The sequence below is a fragment of the Pontibacter sp. HSC-36F09 genome (assembly GCF_024171605.1).
Lineage (GTDB): Bacteria > Bacteroidota > Bacteroidia > Cytophagales > Hymenobacteraceae > Pontibacter.
The window spans coordinates 19,305-35,064 of sequence record NZ_JALKAA010000004.1; the positions used below are offsets into that span (position 1 = coordinate 19,305).

The 15,760-nt window shown below is 51.4% G+C and carries 15 protein-coding genes; 12 read left to right on the top strand and 3 right to left on the bottom strand.

Annotation, left to right across the window (positions count from 1 at the left end; genetic code table 11):
* Nucleotides 1–21 precede the first annotated feature (21 nt).
* From L1278_RS13040 to L1278_RS13065, 6 genes are all read left to right on the top strand, one after another.
* Complete coding sequence (locus L1278_RS13040) at nt 22–1,530, top strand: NAD(P)/FAD-dependent oxidoreductase (RefSeq protein ID WP_253405113.1); 1,509 nt, start codon at nt 22–24, stop codon at nt 1,528–1,530.
* A 15-nt stretch (nt 1,531–1,545) separates the two neighbouring features.
* Nucleotides 1,546–2,379, top strand: a complete 834-nt coding sequence (locus tag L1278_RS13045) for a phytoene/squalene synthase family protein (protein WP_253405115.1) — start codon at nt 1,546–1,548, stop codon at nt 2,377–2,379.
* A 4-nt stretch (nt 2,380–2,383) separates the two neighbouring features.
* Nucleotides 2,384–2,920: a hypothetical protein gene (locus L1278_RS13050; protein ID WP_253405117.1), complete on the top strand. Its 537-nt coding sequence runs from the start codon at nt 2,384–2,386 to the stop codon at nt 2,918–2,920.
* 6 nt (nt 2,921–2,926) lie between these two features.
* Nucleotides 2,927–3,625, top strand: a complete 699-nt coding sequence (locus L1278_RS13055) for a lycopene cyclase domain-containing protein (RefSeq protein ID WP_253405120.1) — start codon at nt 2,927–2,929, stop codon at nt 3,623–3,625.
* Nucleotides 3,626–3,631: 6 nt separating this feature from the next.
* Nucleotides 3,632–4,483: a 4-hydroxy-3-methylbut-2-enyl diphosphate reductase gene (locus L1278_RS13060; protein WP_253405122.1), complete on the top strand. Its 852-nt coding sequence runs from the start codon at nt 3,632–3,634 to the stop codon at nt 4,481–4,483.
* A gap of 197 nt (nt 4,484–4,680) precedes the next feature.
* Entirely contained in the window at nt 4,681–5,370 is a 690-nt protein-coding gene (locus tag L1278_RS13065) for a fatty acid desaturase (protein WP_253405124.1), read from the top strand.
* A gap of 170 nt (nt 5,371–5,540) precedes the next feature.
* Here L1278_RS13065 and L1278_RS13070 read toward each other — a convergent pair whose 3' ends face one another.
* From L1278_RS13070 to L1278_RS13080, 3 genes are all read right to left on the bottom strand, one after another.
* The gene (locus L1278_RS13070; RefSeq protein WP_253405126.1) at nt 5,541–5,891 is read right to left on the bottom strand and encodes a heavy-metal-associated domain-containing protein; all 351 of its coding nucleotides are present in this window, start codon (nt 5,889–5,891) and stop codon (nt 5,541–5,543) included.
* Between the two features lie 85 nt (nt 5,892–5,976).
* Nucleotides 5,977–8,199, bottom strand: a complete 2,223-nt coding sequence (locus L1278_RS13075) for a TonB-dependent receptor (protein WP_253405128.1) — start codon at nt 8,197–8,199, stop codon at nt 5,977–5,979.
* 81 nt (nt 8,200–8,280) lie between these two features.
* Entirely contained in the window at nt 8,281–8,688 is a 408-nt protein-coding gene (locus tag L1278_RS13080; protein ID WP_253405130.1) for a hypothetical protein, read from the bottom strand.
* 393 nt (nt 8,689–9,081) lie between these two features.
* Here L1278_RS13080 and mraZ point away from each other — a divergent pair, with 393 nt between their 5' ends.
* The 6 genes from mraZ to mraY all read left to right on the top strand — a co-directional run bounded on the left by mraZ (nt 9,082) and on the right by mraY (nt 15,760).
* Nucleotides 9,082–9,549, top strand: coding sequence for a division/cell wall cluster transcriptional repressor MraZ (mraZ, locus tag L1278_RS13085; RefSeq protein WP_253405141.1), 468 nt, complete (start codon nt 9,082–9,084; stop codon nt 9,547–9,549).
* Nucleotides 9,549–10,451 carry a 16S rRNA (cytosine(1402)-N(4))-methyltransferase RsmH gene (gene rsmH / locus L1278_RS13090; RefSeq protein WP_253405143.1) on the top strand — a complete coding sequence of 301 codons (903 nt, stop codon included), beginning with the start codon at nt 9,549–9,551 and terminating at the stop codon, nt 10,449–10,451. The genes mraZ and rsmH overlap by 1 nt, the downstream gene beginning before the upstream one ends.
* 63 nt (nt 10,452–10,514) lie before the next feature.
* The gene (locus tag L1278_RS13095) at nt 10,515–10,943 is read left to right on the top strand and encodes an FtsL-like putative cell division protein (RefSeq protein WP_371927359.1); all 429 of its coding nucleotides are present in this window, start codon (nt 10,515–10,517) and stop codon (nt 10,941–10,943) included.
* On the top strand, nt 10,933–13,032 hold the full coding sequence (locus L1278_RS13100) for a penicillin-binding protein (RefSeq protein ID WP_253405147.1): 2,100 nt from the start codon (nt 10,933–10,935) through the stop codon (nt 13,030–13,032). Before L1278_RS13095 ends, L1278_RS13100 begins: the two co-directional genes overlap by 11 nt.
* Nucleotides 13,032–14,498, top strand: coding sequence for a UDP-N-acetylmuramoyl-L-alanyl-D-glutamate--2,6-diaminopimelate ligase (locus tag L1278_RS13105; protein ID WP_253405150.1), 1,467 nt, complete (start codon nt 13,032–13,034; stop codon nt 14,496–14,498). The genes L1278_RS13100 and L1278_RS13105 overlap by 1 nt, the downstream gene beginning before the upstream one ends.
* A 41-nt stretch (nt 14,499–14,539) precedes the next feature.
* Nucleotides 14,540–15,760, top strand: a complete 1,221-nt coding sequence (gene mraY / locus L1278_RS13110; protein WP_253405152.1) for a phospho-N-acetylmuramoyl-pentapeptide-transferase — start codon at nt 14,540–14,542, stop codon at nt 15,758–15,760.

Below are 15,760 nucleotides of genomic sequence, written 5' to 3' on the forward strand. Positions count from 1 at the left end.
GGATTTTTAGTAAATTTCTAGATGATGTCAAAAAAAGTAATCGTGATTGGTGCCGGCTTTTCGGGACTTTCGGCCGCCACCAGTCTGGCAGACCAGGGTTACGAAGTTACGGTGCTCGAGAAGAACGCCACTCCCGGCGGCCGTGCCCGAAGTTTTGCAGAGGCAGGCTATACCTTTGACATGGGGCCAAGCTGGTACTGGATGCCCGACGTGTTTGAGTCTTACTTTAACAAGTTCGGCAAAACCGTTTCTGATTACTATGACCTCGTGCGGCTCGATCCGTCTTATACTGTGGTGTTTGGCGAAGCTGATTTTGTAGACGTGCCTGCTTCGCTTGACGAACTGAAGGCACTCTTTGAGCAATGGGAGCCGGGTAGTGCCGCCCGTCTCGACAAGTTTCTGGAACAGGCGTCTTATAAATACGAGGTAGGTATAAACCAGCTCGTTTACAAACCCGGTCGCTCGGTGAGTGAATTCATGAGTTTGCGCTTGCTGCTGGATGTGCTCCGCATGGATGTGTTTCAGTCCATACACGCGCATATCCGCCGCTTCTTTTCGCATGAAAAGATTATCAAGCTGATGGAATTTCCGGTGCTGTTCTTGGGAGCGCTGCCGCAAAATACCCCGGCACTTTATAGTCTGATGAATTATGCTGACATCAGCCTCGGAACGTGGTACCCGATGGGGGGCATGTATAAGATTATCGAAGGGATGGTGCAGCTGGCTGAGGAGAAGGGGGTGTCCTTTTTGTACAACCAAGATGTGAAGAAGATTGAGGTGGAGCAAGGTATAGCCCGCCGCGTGCGAACTGCCACAGGTATGTTCGAGGCCGATGTGGTCGTGGCCAGTGCCGATTACCATCATGTGGAGCGCCATCTGTTAGCGCCGGACTTGCGAAGTTATACAAACGACTACTGGGACAAGCGGGTCATGGCGCCTTCCTGCCTGATTTTCTACTTAGGTATAGGCAAGAAGCTTGACAACCTGCGCCACCATAATCTGTTCTTCGATGAGGATTTTGGACCGCATGCGCACGAGATTTATACCGACCCGAAATGGCCTGCTAAACCACTGTTCTATGTGTCGGCGCCTTCAGTAACCGATGCCAGTGTTGCGCCGGAAGGTTGTGAGAACCTGTTTGTGCTGATGCCAGTAGCGCCGGACTTAGAAGATACTGAAGAATTGCGGGAGCGCTATTACGACCTGATCATGGACCGCCTCGAGCGCCTGACCAAACAGGAAGTACGCAGTGCCGTGGTATACAAGCGCAGTTACGCCCACCGCGATTTCATATCCGATTACAACGCCTTTAAAGGCAATGCTTATGGCCTGGCAAATACGCTCATGCAAACCGCCCTGCTCAAGCCCAGCCTGAAAAGCAAAAAAGTGAAGAACCTGTACTATACTGGTCAACTAACGGTGCCTGGTCCGGGTGTACCACCGTCCCTGATTTCGGGGCAGGTTGTAGCAAAGGAAGTAGCGAAGGATTATGCGTTGGCGCCGGGTCAGCGATTACCAGTGAGCAATTAACGCCCCAGTAATACTATGGATTTATTTAAAGACACCTGCCTGAAATGCAGCAAGCTCATTACGGAGGCGTACAGTACGTCGTTTACGCTCGGTATCAAGACGCTGCACAGCAAATTTCATGACCCGATTTATGCGATTTATGGTTTTGTGCGCTGCGCCGATGAGATTGTAGACACCTTTCATGACTTCGATAAAAGGAAATTGCTCGACCAGTTCAGCCAACAGACTTTTGAGGCCATTGAGCAAGGTATAAGCCTGAACCCGGTGCTGCATGCTTTCCAGTGCGTGGTGAACGAGTATAAAATTGACCGTGCCTACATTGAGGCGTTTCTGAAGAGCATGGCCATGGATCTGGATGATCACGTGTATGACCCGGCCCTTTATAAAGAGTACATCTATGGCTCGGCGGAAGTAGTGGGCCTGATGTGCCTGAAAGTATTCTGCGAAGGCGATGACGAACAGTTTGAGCGGCTGAAGAAACCGGCCTGCAGCCTGGGGGCGGCCTTCCAGAAAGTCAACTTCTTACGCGACATGCAAAGCGACTTTAAGGACCGTGGCAGGGTGTACTTTCCGGCGGTGGATATCCATACCTTTAACAATGTGTGCAAAGCGCAGATAGAGGCCGACATCGCCAAGGATTTTGAGGATGCGTACGCCGGCATACTCGCTTTGCCCCGTTCGGCACGCATGGGCGTATACCTGGCCTACGTCTATTACCAGAAGCTTTTCCGGAAAATCAAAGGGCTACCGGCAACCCATATCTTAAATGAGCGCGTAAGAGTACCTGATAACACAAAGTTTGCCTTACTTTTGGGCTCCTATGTCAGGTACCAACTAAACGCCATTTAACCACGTGAAGAATAGCTTACCAATACTTTTCGTTTTCCTGTTTTTAAGTTTTACAGCGCTGGCTGATAAATCCAAAGATTACAAATTGTCCGTACTGCGTGTGCAGTTTCTGGAGGCCAGCAAAGACAGCAAGGCCGGCCGTGATTTTTATAAGCTGATGAGCGAGTACGAGGACAACAATCCTGTGGTGCTGGCCTACAAGGCAGTGTCAGAGGCGATAATGGCCAAGCACGTCTGGAACCCTTACATGAAGATGAAGCATTTGCAGCAGTCTTCTGAGATATTTGAAGAGGCAGTGCAGCTGGATGCTTCTAGTCCCGAAATACGGTTTTTGCGCTTCACGGTAGAGCATTATGTGCCGCGCTACCTCAACCTGAGCAAGAACCTCGAAGCCGACAAAGCCAAAATTATCGCCGGTCTGGAACGTCACCCGAAATCCGGCTTGTCTAACGAGATGGCTCGCGACATCCGTGCTTTTATGCTGACCAAAGATCATTGCACCGAACAAGAAAAACAAAGACTCAAACGCATACCGATTTAAACCCTGATGCCGCTATACCTATACCTGAACATTTTCACCATCCTGTTCCCGCTGCTGCTCTCTTTCGACAAAAAAGTGGCTTTTTATAAGAACTGGCCATACCTGTGGCCGGCCATCCTGATCAACGCGGCGCTGTTCATGATCTGGGATGAACTTTTCACGCAGGCAGGTATATGGGGCTTTAATCCCGAGTATCTGGTGGGTATCTATCTCTTCAATTTGCCGCTCGAAGAAGTGCTTTTCTTTATCACGGTGCCTTACGCTTGCGTCTTTATTTACGAGTGCCTGAACGCCTACATCACCAAAGACTTGTTGCAGCCTTATGCCAAGGGCATCACCTTTGTGCTTATACCTGTGCTCTTGCTCCTGGCGGTTTTTAATCTCGAGAAACTCTATACCTCCATCACCTTTACTTTGCTGGCGGCCATGCTGGGCGCCCACTACTACTATTTCAACACCCAAAAGCTGGGACGCTTCTATCTGGCTTACCTCGTGCACCTGGTGCCGTTTTTGCTGGTGAACGGTGTGCTCACCTACCTGCCCATTGTCTGGTATAACAACAGCCACAACCTGAATCTGCGCATCGTGTCTATACCTGCGGAGGACTCTATGTACTCCATGCTGATGCTTTTGCTCACGATTTCGATTTACGAAGGCCTAAAACAGCATTTTGCTGTTAAACAATATCAACGCTTGGCTGTATAAAGGTATATGCGAAACCTTCAAGTCACCATCGATTCTAACTCAGGCTTTTGCTTCGGCGTGGTCTATGCCATTCAAATGGCCGAAGACCTACTCGACGAGCAGGGGTATCTCTATTGCCTGGGCGATATCGTGCACAACGACGTGGAGGTGGAGCGGCTGCAGAAGCGTGGCCTGCGCATCATCGACCATGACCAACTACGGGAGCTGCGCGATGAAGCCGTACTAATTCGCGCCCACGGCGAACCACCTGCCACCTATCACATGGCCCTGCAGAATAACCTGACCTTGATAGACGCTTCCTGTCCGGTGGTGCTCAAGCTGCAGAATCGCATCAAGACATCCTACGACAAAGACGAGCGCATCTTTATTTATGGTAAGCACGGGCACGCCGAAGTGATGGGCCTTCTGGGGCAGACAAGCAACAAGGCAGTGGTGTTCGAAAATCTGGATGAGTTGATGCAGCACGAGTTGCCGTCAAAAATCACGCTCTACAGCCAGACCACCAAAAGCACTAACAACTTCTACAATATCAAAGACACGCTCGAGCAAAAAGGCTACGAAGTAGATGCCAACGACACCATCTGCCGGCAGGTATCCAACCGCGACAAAGACCTGCGCAAGTTTGCGGCCCAGTTCGATAAGATTATCTTCGTGTCGGGCACCAAGTCTAGTAATGGAAAAGTGCTTTACCAGGTATGCAAAGACACTAATCCGGCCACATACTTTGTGTCGAAAGTAGAGGAAATTCAATCTGAGTGGTTTGCCGACGACGACAAAGTGGGAATCTGCGGCGCTACTTCTACACCGATGTGGCTGATGGAGGAAGTGCGCGATTTATTGCTGCGGGGAACCGTTTAGTCAGGTATAGCTTAGCTACCACAAACAAGGTATAGCCGCAAGTAAAACAGGTATAGTTAAAGCTCAAAGTTTTAGTAGTACAGGCGAATCCAACCTGGCAAATGCAGGTATAGCACGGGATAGACGGCTGAGGTAACCATCACACGAAATTGGTAATTAATCCCGTCCTTTGTCAAAATATCTCTTGTCAAAAAACTATGGCGAAGACGATCAAACGAGATAACAGAGGTATAGCCATCGCCGCCATCATTATGGCGTGCTGGTTTGGCCTGCTCGTATACCTGCTGCGCTTCCCGGTTGATTTCGCCACGCCACTGCCTTACCTGTTTCTGTTGCTGCAGATGCACCTGTATACCGGGCTTTTTATTACTGCACACGATGCCATGCACGGCGTGGTCGCTCCCGGCCGACCAAAACTGAATCGCTTTATCGGTACCGTTACCGCTTTTCTCTTTGCTTACAATTGGTACCCGAGGCTTTTGCCGAAACATCACCAGCATCACAGGCATGTAGCCACTGAAGAGGACCCGGATTACCATCATGGTTCCTTCTGGCCCTGGTACTACAGCTTTCTGAAAAACTATATTACCTGGTGGCAAATCGTGCTGATGGCCATTACCTATAATGTGCTCCAGCTTTTTTTTCCGCTTGAGAATGTGGTGATGTTCTGGATGGTGCCTGCCATACTCGCTACGTTCCAGCTATTCTATTTCGGTACCTACCTGCCACACCGTGGCGAACACGCTCCTGATAACCGGCATAAGTCCGGCACGCAGTCCAAGAATCACTTCTGGGCCTTTGTGAGTTGTTACTTCTTCGGCTACCACTACGAGCACCACGACAAGCCCTACCTGCCGTGGTGGCAGTTGTATAAAGCGAAATCCTGAAGGATTTTGACAATGGGCCATTAGACGAAGGACAAAAGACTTTAAGTATAGAAAAGGCCTACTTCTGGCAGTGCAGGAGCAGGCCTTTTCATCTTTTGTAGACTTCGGGGATTAAAGAGAAGGTGCGCTCTTTTGTCCTTTGTTAGGAAAATCCTTTGTCTCAAAGAGCCCTAGTGCGCGCCGGCTTCCTTGCGGCAGCAATCGTCCAGCTTGTTGTAGGCTCGCGGCGTAGCGGGCTTGTCGTCTGCATCGTAGCCGGTGTCGTTCACCGCCTTGCGGATCTTGTCTTCGTTGGTTTTTTTAGGATCAAAGGACACTGTCAGCATTTTTGAATCCACATCCAGGTTCGATTTTTTAACGCCTTTCTCGTAAGCCATCGCTTTTTCCAGGCTCTTTTTGCACATGTCGCACACGGCTGACGTCTTGATTTGGATTGTTTTCTCGTTGCCACTCTGAGCCTGTGCGCCGAGCGTGGCAAAGAACATCACAAATACTAAACTGAGGTTTCTGAAGATTTTCATAAGGATATTTATTATTGGTGAATGTTAATGTATGATAATGATTTTTCTCTTTTAAAGCTGTTGGAGCTGTGCAAATGATGTGCCGCTACTCAATCTTAAAGCGTATACCTGCATAAATTACCCTGCCGGTGATCGGTCCCCATACCATACTGGCATCGAAGGTCGGACCGAAGGGGTTATCAGCTCCTAAAATAGCATCTGGCTGTCTGAAGTTCAACAGGTTTTCGCCACCCACATAAATTCCCCAGCGCTTGAAAGCCCGCGATACCTGCCCGTTCAAGGTATAGAAAGCATCCGATTTACGGACGTCCGCTTTCCCACCGTGGCCTTCCATGTAAGCCAGCGGCATTTGCCCGAAAAACTGCGTGGTCAGGTCGGCACGCCACTTGTCGAAGGGTGTTGCAAAGCCGAGGTTCACAAAAAAGCGGTGTTGTGGGATCATGGGGCGCTGCTGCAAAACACCGTTATAGGTGGTCTGTACATCGAAGTACTTATAAGCCGTCTTCACGTCAAAGCCCTTCAGTACCTCGTACTGCAACTCTGCCTGAAAACTGCGCGAGAAGGAGCGACCTTGCAGGTTGTAGAACTCCACCTGGTTGGCACTGCTGTACATGTCGGCCACCACCTGGTTTTGGAACGTGGTATAGTAGTAGTCGGTGATGAAAGCGCCAGGGCGACCGCCCAAGTCGAAGTACTGTGTAAAGGATCCGCCCACATTCCAGGCTTTCTCCGGCTCCAGCGCCTCCCGGAACGTAAAGGCACGGTTGCTAACCAAAGCCGCCGTGTTCTCCGAAATCGGGTTAGCTACCCGGAAGCCTTTGCCTGTCGCGACCCGGAAAATGGTGTTGGGCGTGAGGTCATACTTCACGTTCAGGCGCGGGGTGAACACAGTGCCGTACAGGTTGTGAAAATCAGTTCGTGCGCCGGCCACGATGGTCAGGTTGTCAGCATTACTGAAAATGTATTCTGCGAAAATGCCCGGAACCCGTTCGGTGCGAGCCAACCTGGTTTGCTCCAATAGCTCGGTATAGTCATCGTACAAAAAACTGGCGCCTACTTTATAGGTATGGCCCGTGTGCCCGATGATGGACTGGAAAATGAAACGCAAATCACCGGTGTTCTGCTCCCCGTTGTACTGCCTGCGGCCATAAAGTGAGTTGAACTTATGGTGCACGCCCGAGGTGATGAAGCCCAGGCTCTGGTATGGCCTCCCTGGGAAGGTATAGGAGGTCTTGTTAAAGAAAGACAGGCGCTCGGTCTCGGATTCGGTGCCATAATGCTGCGTCGGGCTCACGGGCTCACCTTTCACATAATCCATCTGCCCACCCAGTTTTGTTTCGCGCAGGGCATTAAAGCCGAACTCCGATACCCAGGTATCACCGTGGGCATATTTCCACTTGTTGTACACGTTGTGGTGCGTGCCCAGCGCCAGGTCCATGAACCCGTCCTTGTTGCGGTCCACGCGGTTGCCCAGGTGGTCGCTGTGCAGCATCAGGAGCGTGCTCCACTTCGGGCTCACCTGCGCCGACACGTTCAGGTTGGCATCGAGCTTGGCCCGGCTGTTGCCATACAGGTTCAGGTATAGGCGTTCTGTTTTCTCAGGGTCCCGCAGCTTCACGTTTACCTGTCCCGAAATCGATTCATAGCCATTCAGCACCGAACCCATCCCTTTGATGATGTCGATGGATTCGATATAAGTGCCTGACAGATAATTGAGACGGTAGGGAGTAGACAGGCCGCGCAGGGCAGGCACGTTGTCGGTGGTGAGCAAGGTATAGGAACCGTCCAGCCCCAGCATCTGGATCTGTTTGGCGCCCGAGACCGCGTCGGTCGTCGTTACTTCCACAGAGGCATTTGTTTCAAAGCTTTCCGCCAGGTTACAGCAGGCCGATTTCTCCAGGTCGCGGGTCGTAATGATCTGGGAGTTGGTGGGAGTGAGGGCTGAGTAGCGTGTTTGCTGTCCCTTTACCACGACTTCTTTGAGAGAGCCGGTGGAAGTGAGCGCGACAGTGATACTGGTTTTGCCACTGACGTCTATGGTGTCCGGCTTATACCCCAGGTATGAGACTATGATCTGGGGTGTAGCAGCATCCGCCAGTTGCAGCGTGAAGTTACCAGCAGCATCTGTAGAAGTGCCTTTTGTGGTGCCTTTCCAGACCGCGCTGGCCCCGATCAAGGGGGAATTGTTCGTTTTATCGACCACTCTGCCTGTGAGTTGCTGGGCAGTGGCAGGGTAGAGGATGCTTATAAAGAGTGCGAGCGTGCTGAAGATGCGGTAGAGCTGCTGCGCAGGTATAGAGAAATACATAAATCGTAATCGCTTAAATTTTCAGAATGCAGGTATAGGCACAGGTATAAAAAGCAGTGCGGTTAGGGGCAAACTGAGAATCTAGACGATCAGGATGTGTAGGGAATGCAATAATTGGCGTCCGTAGAGCGGGGGCGAACTGTCGGAATAGGTGAGAATGCGCTGGTCGGTGGCAACAGCCGGTGACCAGGTGGCAAAAAGTGGCGTGAAATTGACCTTAAAGAAAACCGGAAGTTCGAGTGTAAAGCCCTTCAGCGAGGACACAGGCTCCAGCTTTTCGAAGGATAACGCTGTTGTGCAGCAGTCATCTTCATCTCCTTGCTGTTCATTATGTTTCTGCGTACCAGGCTTTTGGCAGCAACTGCCGTCCTGCTCCTGCGGGGTCGTCATCCTCAGGCACAGTTGCTCACTCAGGGCCACCCCAAATGAGCCGAGCAAAATGCTCAGGGTCAGCAGCAGTAAAACCGTATGGCGGATGGTCTGATTCACATCACAAATATACGGATAATCCCCCCACTTTTATCACAACCTTTATCCACTCGCGGGATTGTGCCCCACTTTGTCCCACATTCTCCACTTCGTCCCACTTTTGCTCAAAACATCTTGGAGCAGGGTCCGGCTATACCTGTTTTGAGTTTTAAGTAACTGTATTTCAGCAAGTTGTAATATAAGGGCTCTCGTATATTAACGAAAAGGCATATTTCCTGCAAATAAACTTATCCGCAAAATGAAGGTCTGAAATGTGGATAATGTGGATAAGTGGGGTGGATAACCATAATTTATCCACAAAGTGGTAAAAAGTGGGAGATTGTGGTTGCGAGCATTTGTTGTTTCGTTACATTTGTATACTCCGAAAACTCTACGGAGTCAACAGTCATATACATGAACTTCCTGTCTGGCGAATACGAATGCAAGATTGATCCGAAGGGAAGGTTGGTTTTACCTGCAAAGATAAAAACCAACTTGCCGGAGGCGTCGGGCAATCATGTTGTGCTGACAAGGGGTTTTGAACCTTGCCTTGTGCTCTACCCGAAATCGGAGTGGAAGACGATCTACGACAAGGTGGCGGGTCTGAACGAGTTTAATGAGGAGTACCGCCAGTTTCAGCGCAACTTTTTCCGTGGCAACACGGAGATCGAGCTGGACGGCACGGGCCGCTTTATCGTTCCCCGCACCATGGCCCGCTTCGCCGATCTGGAGAAGGAAGCGATTGTGGTGGGCCTTGGCAACCGTGTCGAGATCTGGAACCCGGACAGGTATGAAGATTTCCTGATCAAGGACCAGCAGAGTTTCTCGCAACTGGCCGAGAAGTTTTTAGGAGATAAACCGGCTGCAGAGCCTTTGATTTAATGGAGTACCACAGACCAGTCATGTTGCAGGAATGCATCGACGCGCTGGAAATCAAACCAGATGGCGTGTATGTGGATGTGACGTTTGGAGGCGGCGGTCACTCTAGGGTAATCGCCAGCAAGCTGACGACCGGTCAGCTTTACTCGTTTGACCAGGACCGCGACGCGGAGGAACAGTCGAAGAAGATCGACAGTCCGGCTTTCACGTTTGTGCGCGCCAACTTCCGGGATCTGAAAAAGTACCTGCGCCTGTACAAAGTCAAAGAAGTGGACGGCATTCTGGCGGACCTGGGCGTGTCATCGCACCAGTTCGACGAAGCCGAGCGCGGTTTCTCGACCCGTTTCGACGGTCCGCTTGACATGCGCATGGACCCGGAGTCAGGTATACCGGCAAGCGAGGTAGTGAACACCTATAGCCAGGAGCAGCTGCACAAGATCTTCGGCATATACGGCGAAGTGAAAAACGCCAAGACGCTGGCCGGTGTGATCGTGTCGCAACGCGCGCGCCAACCGATCGAGACGATCGGGGAGTTTAAAAAAGCCATCAGCTCCTGCACCCCGCGCGGGAAGGAGAATAAGTACCTGGCGCAAGTGTTTCAGGCGCTTCGTATCGAAGTGAACGACGAGCTGAAGGCGCTCGAGGAAATGCTGGAGCAGGCGGCCGAAGTGCTCAAGCCGGGCGGACGACTGGTGGTCATGTCCTACCACTCGCTCGAAGACCGGCTGGTGAAGAACTTCATCGCCAAGGGCAAATTCTTTGGGGAAGTGGAAAAGGACCTGTTCGGCAACGAGAAAAAACCACTCGACGCCGTCAGTCGCAAGCCGATAACAGCCTCCGAACAGGAATTGCTTGAAAACAGCCGCTCACGCAGCGCCAAACTAAGAATCGCAGAGAAGAGATAGCGAATGTGGAAAGAGATTTAACAACAGTGTCGTAACCCAAACTTAACTATGGCTCCTAACCTTATGACTAAGACAGCTGCCGCACCCAAAGGCAACACGCTGCGCGTGAAGCACGAGGAGGAGGCAAAGGCAAAGCCGGAGGTAAAGGCTAAAAAGAAGGGGTTCAGCCTGTTCAAGTGGCTGGACAAATACACCAATGTTGATTTTCTGTTTCAGGAAGGCGTGCCGACCAAGTACCTGCCGCACGTACTTTTCCTGACAGGTATAACGCTCTTCTACATCGGCAACACCCACTACGCCGAGAAGACCATCCGCAAAATTGCCAAAATCAAAGTAGAAACAGAAGACTTACGGGCGGACTATACCACCCTGAAGTCAGATTATATGGGCGCCAGCAAGCAGTCTGAAGTGGCGCGCAACGTGGCACCGCTGGGCCTGGTTGAAAGTTCATCTCCACCTTATCAAGTAGAAGTTGCGGAAGATGAATATTAAAAAGTCTATCGTACTGCGTGTACGGATCGTGTTTTTGCTGGTATGTCTTTTTGCCTGTGCTATCATGTACAAAATCGTACAGATACAGGTGCTGGACGGTACCAAGTGGAAACAGATCTCGAAGGAACGCCGCATCCGCTATCAACCGGTACCGGCTACCCGTGGCAATATCTACTCCGACAACGAGAGCATATTGGCCACGTCGCTGCCATTTTACCGCGTGGCCTTCGATCCGGCCATTGCCCAGGCAGAGACCTTCAACACAGGTATAGATTCGCTGGCCATGCTGCTGTCACGCTTCTACAAAGACGAGTCGCCGGAATACTACCGCCGCAAGATCAAAAATGCGCGGCATGCCGGCAGAAGGTATATACGACTCAACAGCCGCCAGATCAACTACCAGGAGAAGAAACTAATGGCGAGCTGGCCGATCTTCCGGGCGGGCAAGAACAAGGGCGGCGTGATCTTCGAGAAAGTAGAGAAGCGCTTCAAGCCTTTCGGGATGCTGGCCGAACGTACGATCGGTTTTATTAATGAGGATAAAAACGGCGCCGGCCTGGAGTACAGCTTCAACGGCGATCTGGCGGGCACCGACGGGGAGGCCCTTTTTGAGCGTATAGCGGGCGGTAACAAACCGATCTACGACGGTACTGAAGTGGCGCCGCAGAACGGCTACGACATCAAAACGACCATCGATATCAACCTGCAGGACGTGGCGGAAAATGCCCTTTATAAGGCTTTGGTGGAGAAGAACGCCGACTACGGTTGCGTCATCCTGATGGAGGTGAAGACAGGTGAGATCAAGGCAATGGCCAACTTGGGTAAAACCAAGGGAGGTTACATTGAAGACTATAATTACGCTGTTGGTAACCAAGGACGTACAGAGCCAGGCTCCACGTTTAAGCTGGCCTCGATGATGGCCCTGTTCGAGCATACTAACCTCGGACTGGCTGACACAGTGGATGCCGGCGACGGCAGGTACCGCATTAAGAACACGACCATGACCGACGTGAAAATCGGCGGATACGGAAAGATTTCGATACAGGATGTCTTTGAAAAATCGTCTAACATCGGCATAGCGAAACTGATACAGGAAAACTTTGGAGACAACCAGCAGGCTTTTGTGGACTACCTGCACAAGTTCGGTCTGAGCAGCACGCTGGGTTTCCAGATGGACGGCGAAGCAAGGCCATATATTAAGAACACCAGCGACAAAACATGGTATGGTACTACGCTCACCTCCATGTCTATCGGCTACGAGATGAAGCTGGCCCCGCTCCAGACACTGGCGCTTTACAATGCCGTGGCAAACAACGGTGTGAAGGTGCAACCGATCATCGTGAAGGAGATTCGTCGCGCTGACCAAGTGGTACAGACCTTTCAGACGCGCGTACTGAACGAGCGCATTGCATCGGAAGAGACAATCAAAAAGGTGCGCACGATGCTGGAAGGCGTAGTGCAGAACGGTACTGCTAAAAATCTTAAAAATGCTGACTATAAAGTGGCCGGCAAAACCGGAACTGCCCGGAAAGTGAAAGACGGCAAGTATGTGAGACTGTACTCCACTTCGTTTGCAGGTTATTTCCCTGCCGACAACCCGAAGTACAGCTGCATTGTGATCATCGACAGCCCGAGAGGGGTGAACGTGTACGGTGGCGACGTAGCCGCGCCGGTGTTTAAGGAAGTGGCTGACAAGGCCTACGCCCGTGACCTGGCCATGCACCAGCCACTGCGCGCTCGAGTGGTACCAAACAAAGACAGCCTGCCACAAGTGAAAGCCGGCAGTTTCGATGACCTGAGCCTAATTCTGAATAAGATCGGTATCAGCAACCACTCCACAGCTACTAATGACGACGAGTGGGTACGCGTGACGCCGCAAATGCGCTCGCTGAAATTTGAGCCACACACGATAAGGGGCGGACAGGTACCGGACGTAACGGGCATGACGCTGCGCGACGCGCTCTTCATCCTGGGCAACCAGCACCTGAAAGTGAGTGTGGAAGGGATGGGCAAGCGTGTTGTGAAGCAGTCGGTGCAGGCGGGCACTGAAATTAATAAAGAGACTAAAATTACAATTGTACTGAGCTAATGCAGCTACTCCAGGACATATTGAAAGACATAACCGTGCTGGAAAGCCACGGCCCACTTGACGTAATGGTTGAGTCGATCACGTTCGACTCGCGCCAGGTACGCGAAGGGGTGCTGTTTGTGGCCATGCGCGGGGTGCAGGTAGACGGACACGACTTCATGGCGAAAGCTTCGGAGGCGAAAGCCGTTGCCATTGTGTGCGAAGAACTGCCTGCGGAATTGGCCGGAGATGTTACTTATATCCGAGTAAATAATAGCGGTCAGGCCTTGGGCTTGATGGCTTCTGCTTTTTACGACCATCCATCCAGGAAACTGAAACTGGTGGGCGTAACGGGTACTAATGGCAAGACCACTTCGGTGACTTTGCTGCACAAGCTGTTCCGTGAACTGGGCTACCATGTGGGCATGATCTCCACGGTGCAGAACCAGATCGATGAGGAGGTGATCCCGTCGACGCATACCACACCCGATGCCGTGTCCCTGAATGCGCTGCTTGACAGCATGGTGAAGGCAGGTTGCGCTTACGCCTTTATGGAGGTGAGTTCGCATGCTATGGTGCAGCAACGTGTGTCAGGTATAACGTTTGCCGGTGGTGTGTTCACCAACATCACGCACGATCACCTGGACTACCACGGCACCTTCGACGAATACATCAAGGCGAAGAAATCTTTCTTTGATATGCTGCCGGCCGGTGCCTTTGCCTTGATCAACGCCGACGACAAGCGCGGTCCGGTGATGGTGCAGAACACCAAAGCCGACGTGCGCTACTTCTCACTCCGCAAGATAACCGACTTCAAAGCACGCCTGATCGACAACACGTTGCAGGGACTGCACCTGGAGATAGATGGTCATGAAATCTGGGCGAAGTTGATCGGGGCATTCAATGCTTACAACCTCTTGGGGGCCTATGGCGTGGCGGTGTTGCTTAATGAAGATCCTGTAGAAGCCCTTACTGTGCTCTCGAGCCTGAATACGGCAGCGGGTCGCTTCGACTACATCGTGTCGGAGACGGAACAAATCACAGGTATAGTGGACTATGCCCATACCCCGGATGCGCTGGAGAATGTGCTGAACACAATTCAGCAAATCCGCACACCACTGCAAACGGTGATAACAGTAGTTGGCTGTGGCGGTAACCGCGACGCAACGAAGCGCCCGGTGATGGCTGACATTGCCTGCCGCCTGAGCGACAAAGTGATCCTGACATCGGACAATCCGCGCTTTGAAGAGCCGCAGGCGATACTGGAAGACATGCAGAAAGGCGTGAAACCGCTGGACTTCAAGAAAACGCTGAGCGTGCTGGACAGGAGAGAGGCGATTCGCACGGCCTGCATGCTGGCCGGCAAAGAGGACATCATTTTGGTAGCTGGCAAAGGCCACGAGACTTATCAGGAAATAAAGGGCGTAAAATACCCATTCGACGATAAACAGGTGCTGCAGGAGACCATGCAACAGCTTGGTAAATAAGCTATAGAAAACAACAGAAAAACGAACAGACGCTAGATTAAATGCTCTACCATCTCTTTACATACCTTGACCGTGAATACGACCTTTTGGGGGCGGGTGTATTTCAATACATCTCGTTCAGGGCAGGTATGGCAACGCTTACTTCACTACTTATTGCAATGATTTTTGGCGGCCGCTTGATCAAAATGCTGCAGCGCAAACAAGTAGGCGAGAGCATCCGCGACCTGGGTCTGGAAGGCCAGATGGAGAAGAAAGGGACCCCAACCATGGGCGGTCTGATCATCCTGTTGGCTATCCTGGTACCAACCCTTTTGTTCGCCCGTCTGGACAATATTTACATCCTGTTGATGATCGTTTCGACGTTATGGCTTGGTCTGATCGGCTTTCTGGATGACTATATTAAAGTGTTCAAAAAGAACAAAGAGGGACTTGCTGGAAAATTTAAGGTGCTGGGTCAGATTGGCTTAGGAATTATTGTGGGTTTGACCCTATACTTTAGTGACGATGTTGTCGTAAGACAGTACATTTTCACCGATGGCTCTACCTCCGCCGTGAACGCCACGAGCAAATGGGTGGACATCAAATCCATGATCACAACCATTCCTTTCCGCAAAAACAACGAGCTCGACTACTGCAATCTGTTCTCTTTCGCGGGTCCGCTTTTCGCAGGCTGGTCGTGCTACCTATACATCCCATTCGTGATCCTGGTGATCACGGCCGTATCCAACGGTGCTAACATCACCGATGGCATCGACGGTCTGGCAGCGGGTACGTCGGCCATCATCGGCCTCACGCTGGCGATTTTTGCATGGATATCCGGTAACACCATTTTCGCGGACTACCTCGATATCATGTTCATCCCGAACTCAGGTGAACTGACCATTTTTGCGCTGGCCTTTGTGGGAGCCTGTGTGGGCTTTCTGTGGTATAACTCATACCCGGCGCAGGTGTTTATGGGCGACACAGGTAGTTTGGCAATTGGCGGTATCATTGCGGTGATGGCCCTGATCGTGCGCAAAGAATTGCTTATACCTATTCTGTGCGGCATTTTCCTGGTAGAGAACCTGTCGGTGATGCTGCAGGTGAGCTACTTCAAGTATACGAAGAAGAAATATGGTGAAGGCCGACGCATCTTTAAGATGTCGCCGCTGCATCACCATTACCAGAAAAACGGCTACCACGAATCCAAGATCGTTTCGCGCTTCTGGATTGTGGGCATCATGCTGGCGATCTTGACATTGGCAACCCTTAAACTGCGATAA

Excerpts from the sequence above, each read along its gene's own strand:
- L1278_RS13040 (WP_253405113.1), top strand. The coding sequence starts at position 22 with ATGATGTCAAAAAAAGTAATCGTGATTGGTGCCGGCTTTTCGGGACTT.
- L1278_RS13045 (WP_253405115.1), top strand. The coding sequence starts at position 1,546 with ATGGATTTATTTAAAGACACCTGCCTGAAATGCAGCAAGCTCATTACG.
- L1278_RS13055 (WP_253405120.1), top strand. The coding sequence starts at position 2,927 with ATGCCGCTATACCTATACCTGAACATTTTCACCATCCTGTTCCCGCTG.
- L1278_RS13060 (WP_253405122.1), top strand. The coding sequence starts at position 3,632 with ATGCGAAACCTTCAAGTCACCATCGATTCTAACTCAGGCTTTTGCTTC.
- L1278_RS13065 (WP_253405124.1), top strand. The coding sequence starts at position 4,681 with ATGGCGAAGACGATCAAACGAGATAACAGAGGTATAGCCATCGCCGCC.
- L1278_RS13070 (WP_253405126.1), bottom strand. The coding sequence starts at position 5,891 with ATGAAAATCTTCAGAAACCTCAGTTTAGTATTTGTGATGTTCTTTGCC.
- L1278_RS13075 (WP_253405128.1), bottom strand. The coding sequence starts at position 8,199 with ATGTATTTCTCTATACCTGCGCAGCAGCTCTACCGCATCTTCAGCACG.
- mraZ (WP_253405141.1), top strand. The coding sequence starts at position 9,082 with ATGAACTTCCTGTCTGGCGAATACGAATGCAAGATTGATCCGAAGGGA.
- rsmH (WP_253405143.1), top strand. The coding sequence starts at position 9,549 with ATGGAGTACCACAGACCAGTCATGTTGCAGGAATGCATCGACGCGCTG.
- L1278_RS13095 (WP_371927359.1), top strand. The coding sequence starts at position 10,515 with ATGACTAAGACAGCTGCCGCACCCAAAGGCAACACGCTGCGCGTGAAG.
- L1278_RS13100 (WP_253405147.1), top strand. The coding sequence starts at position 10,933 with ATGAATATTAAAAAGTCTATCGTACTGCGTGTACGGATCGTGTTTTTG.
- L1278_RS13105 (WP_253405150.1), top strand. The coding sequence starts at position 13,032 with ATGCAGCTACTCCAGGACATATTGAAAGACATAACCGTGCTGGAAAGC.
- mraY (WP_253405152.1), top strand. The coding sequence starts at position 14,540 with ATGCTCTACCATCTCTTTACATACCTTGACCGTGAATACGACCTTTTG.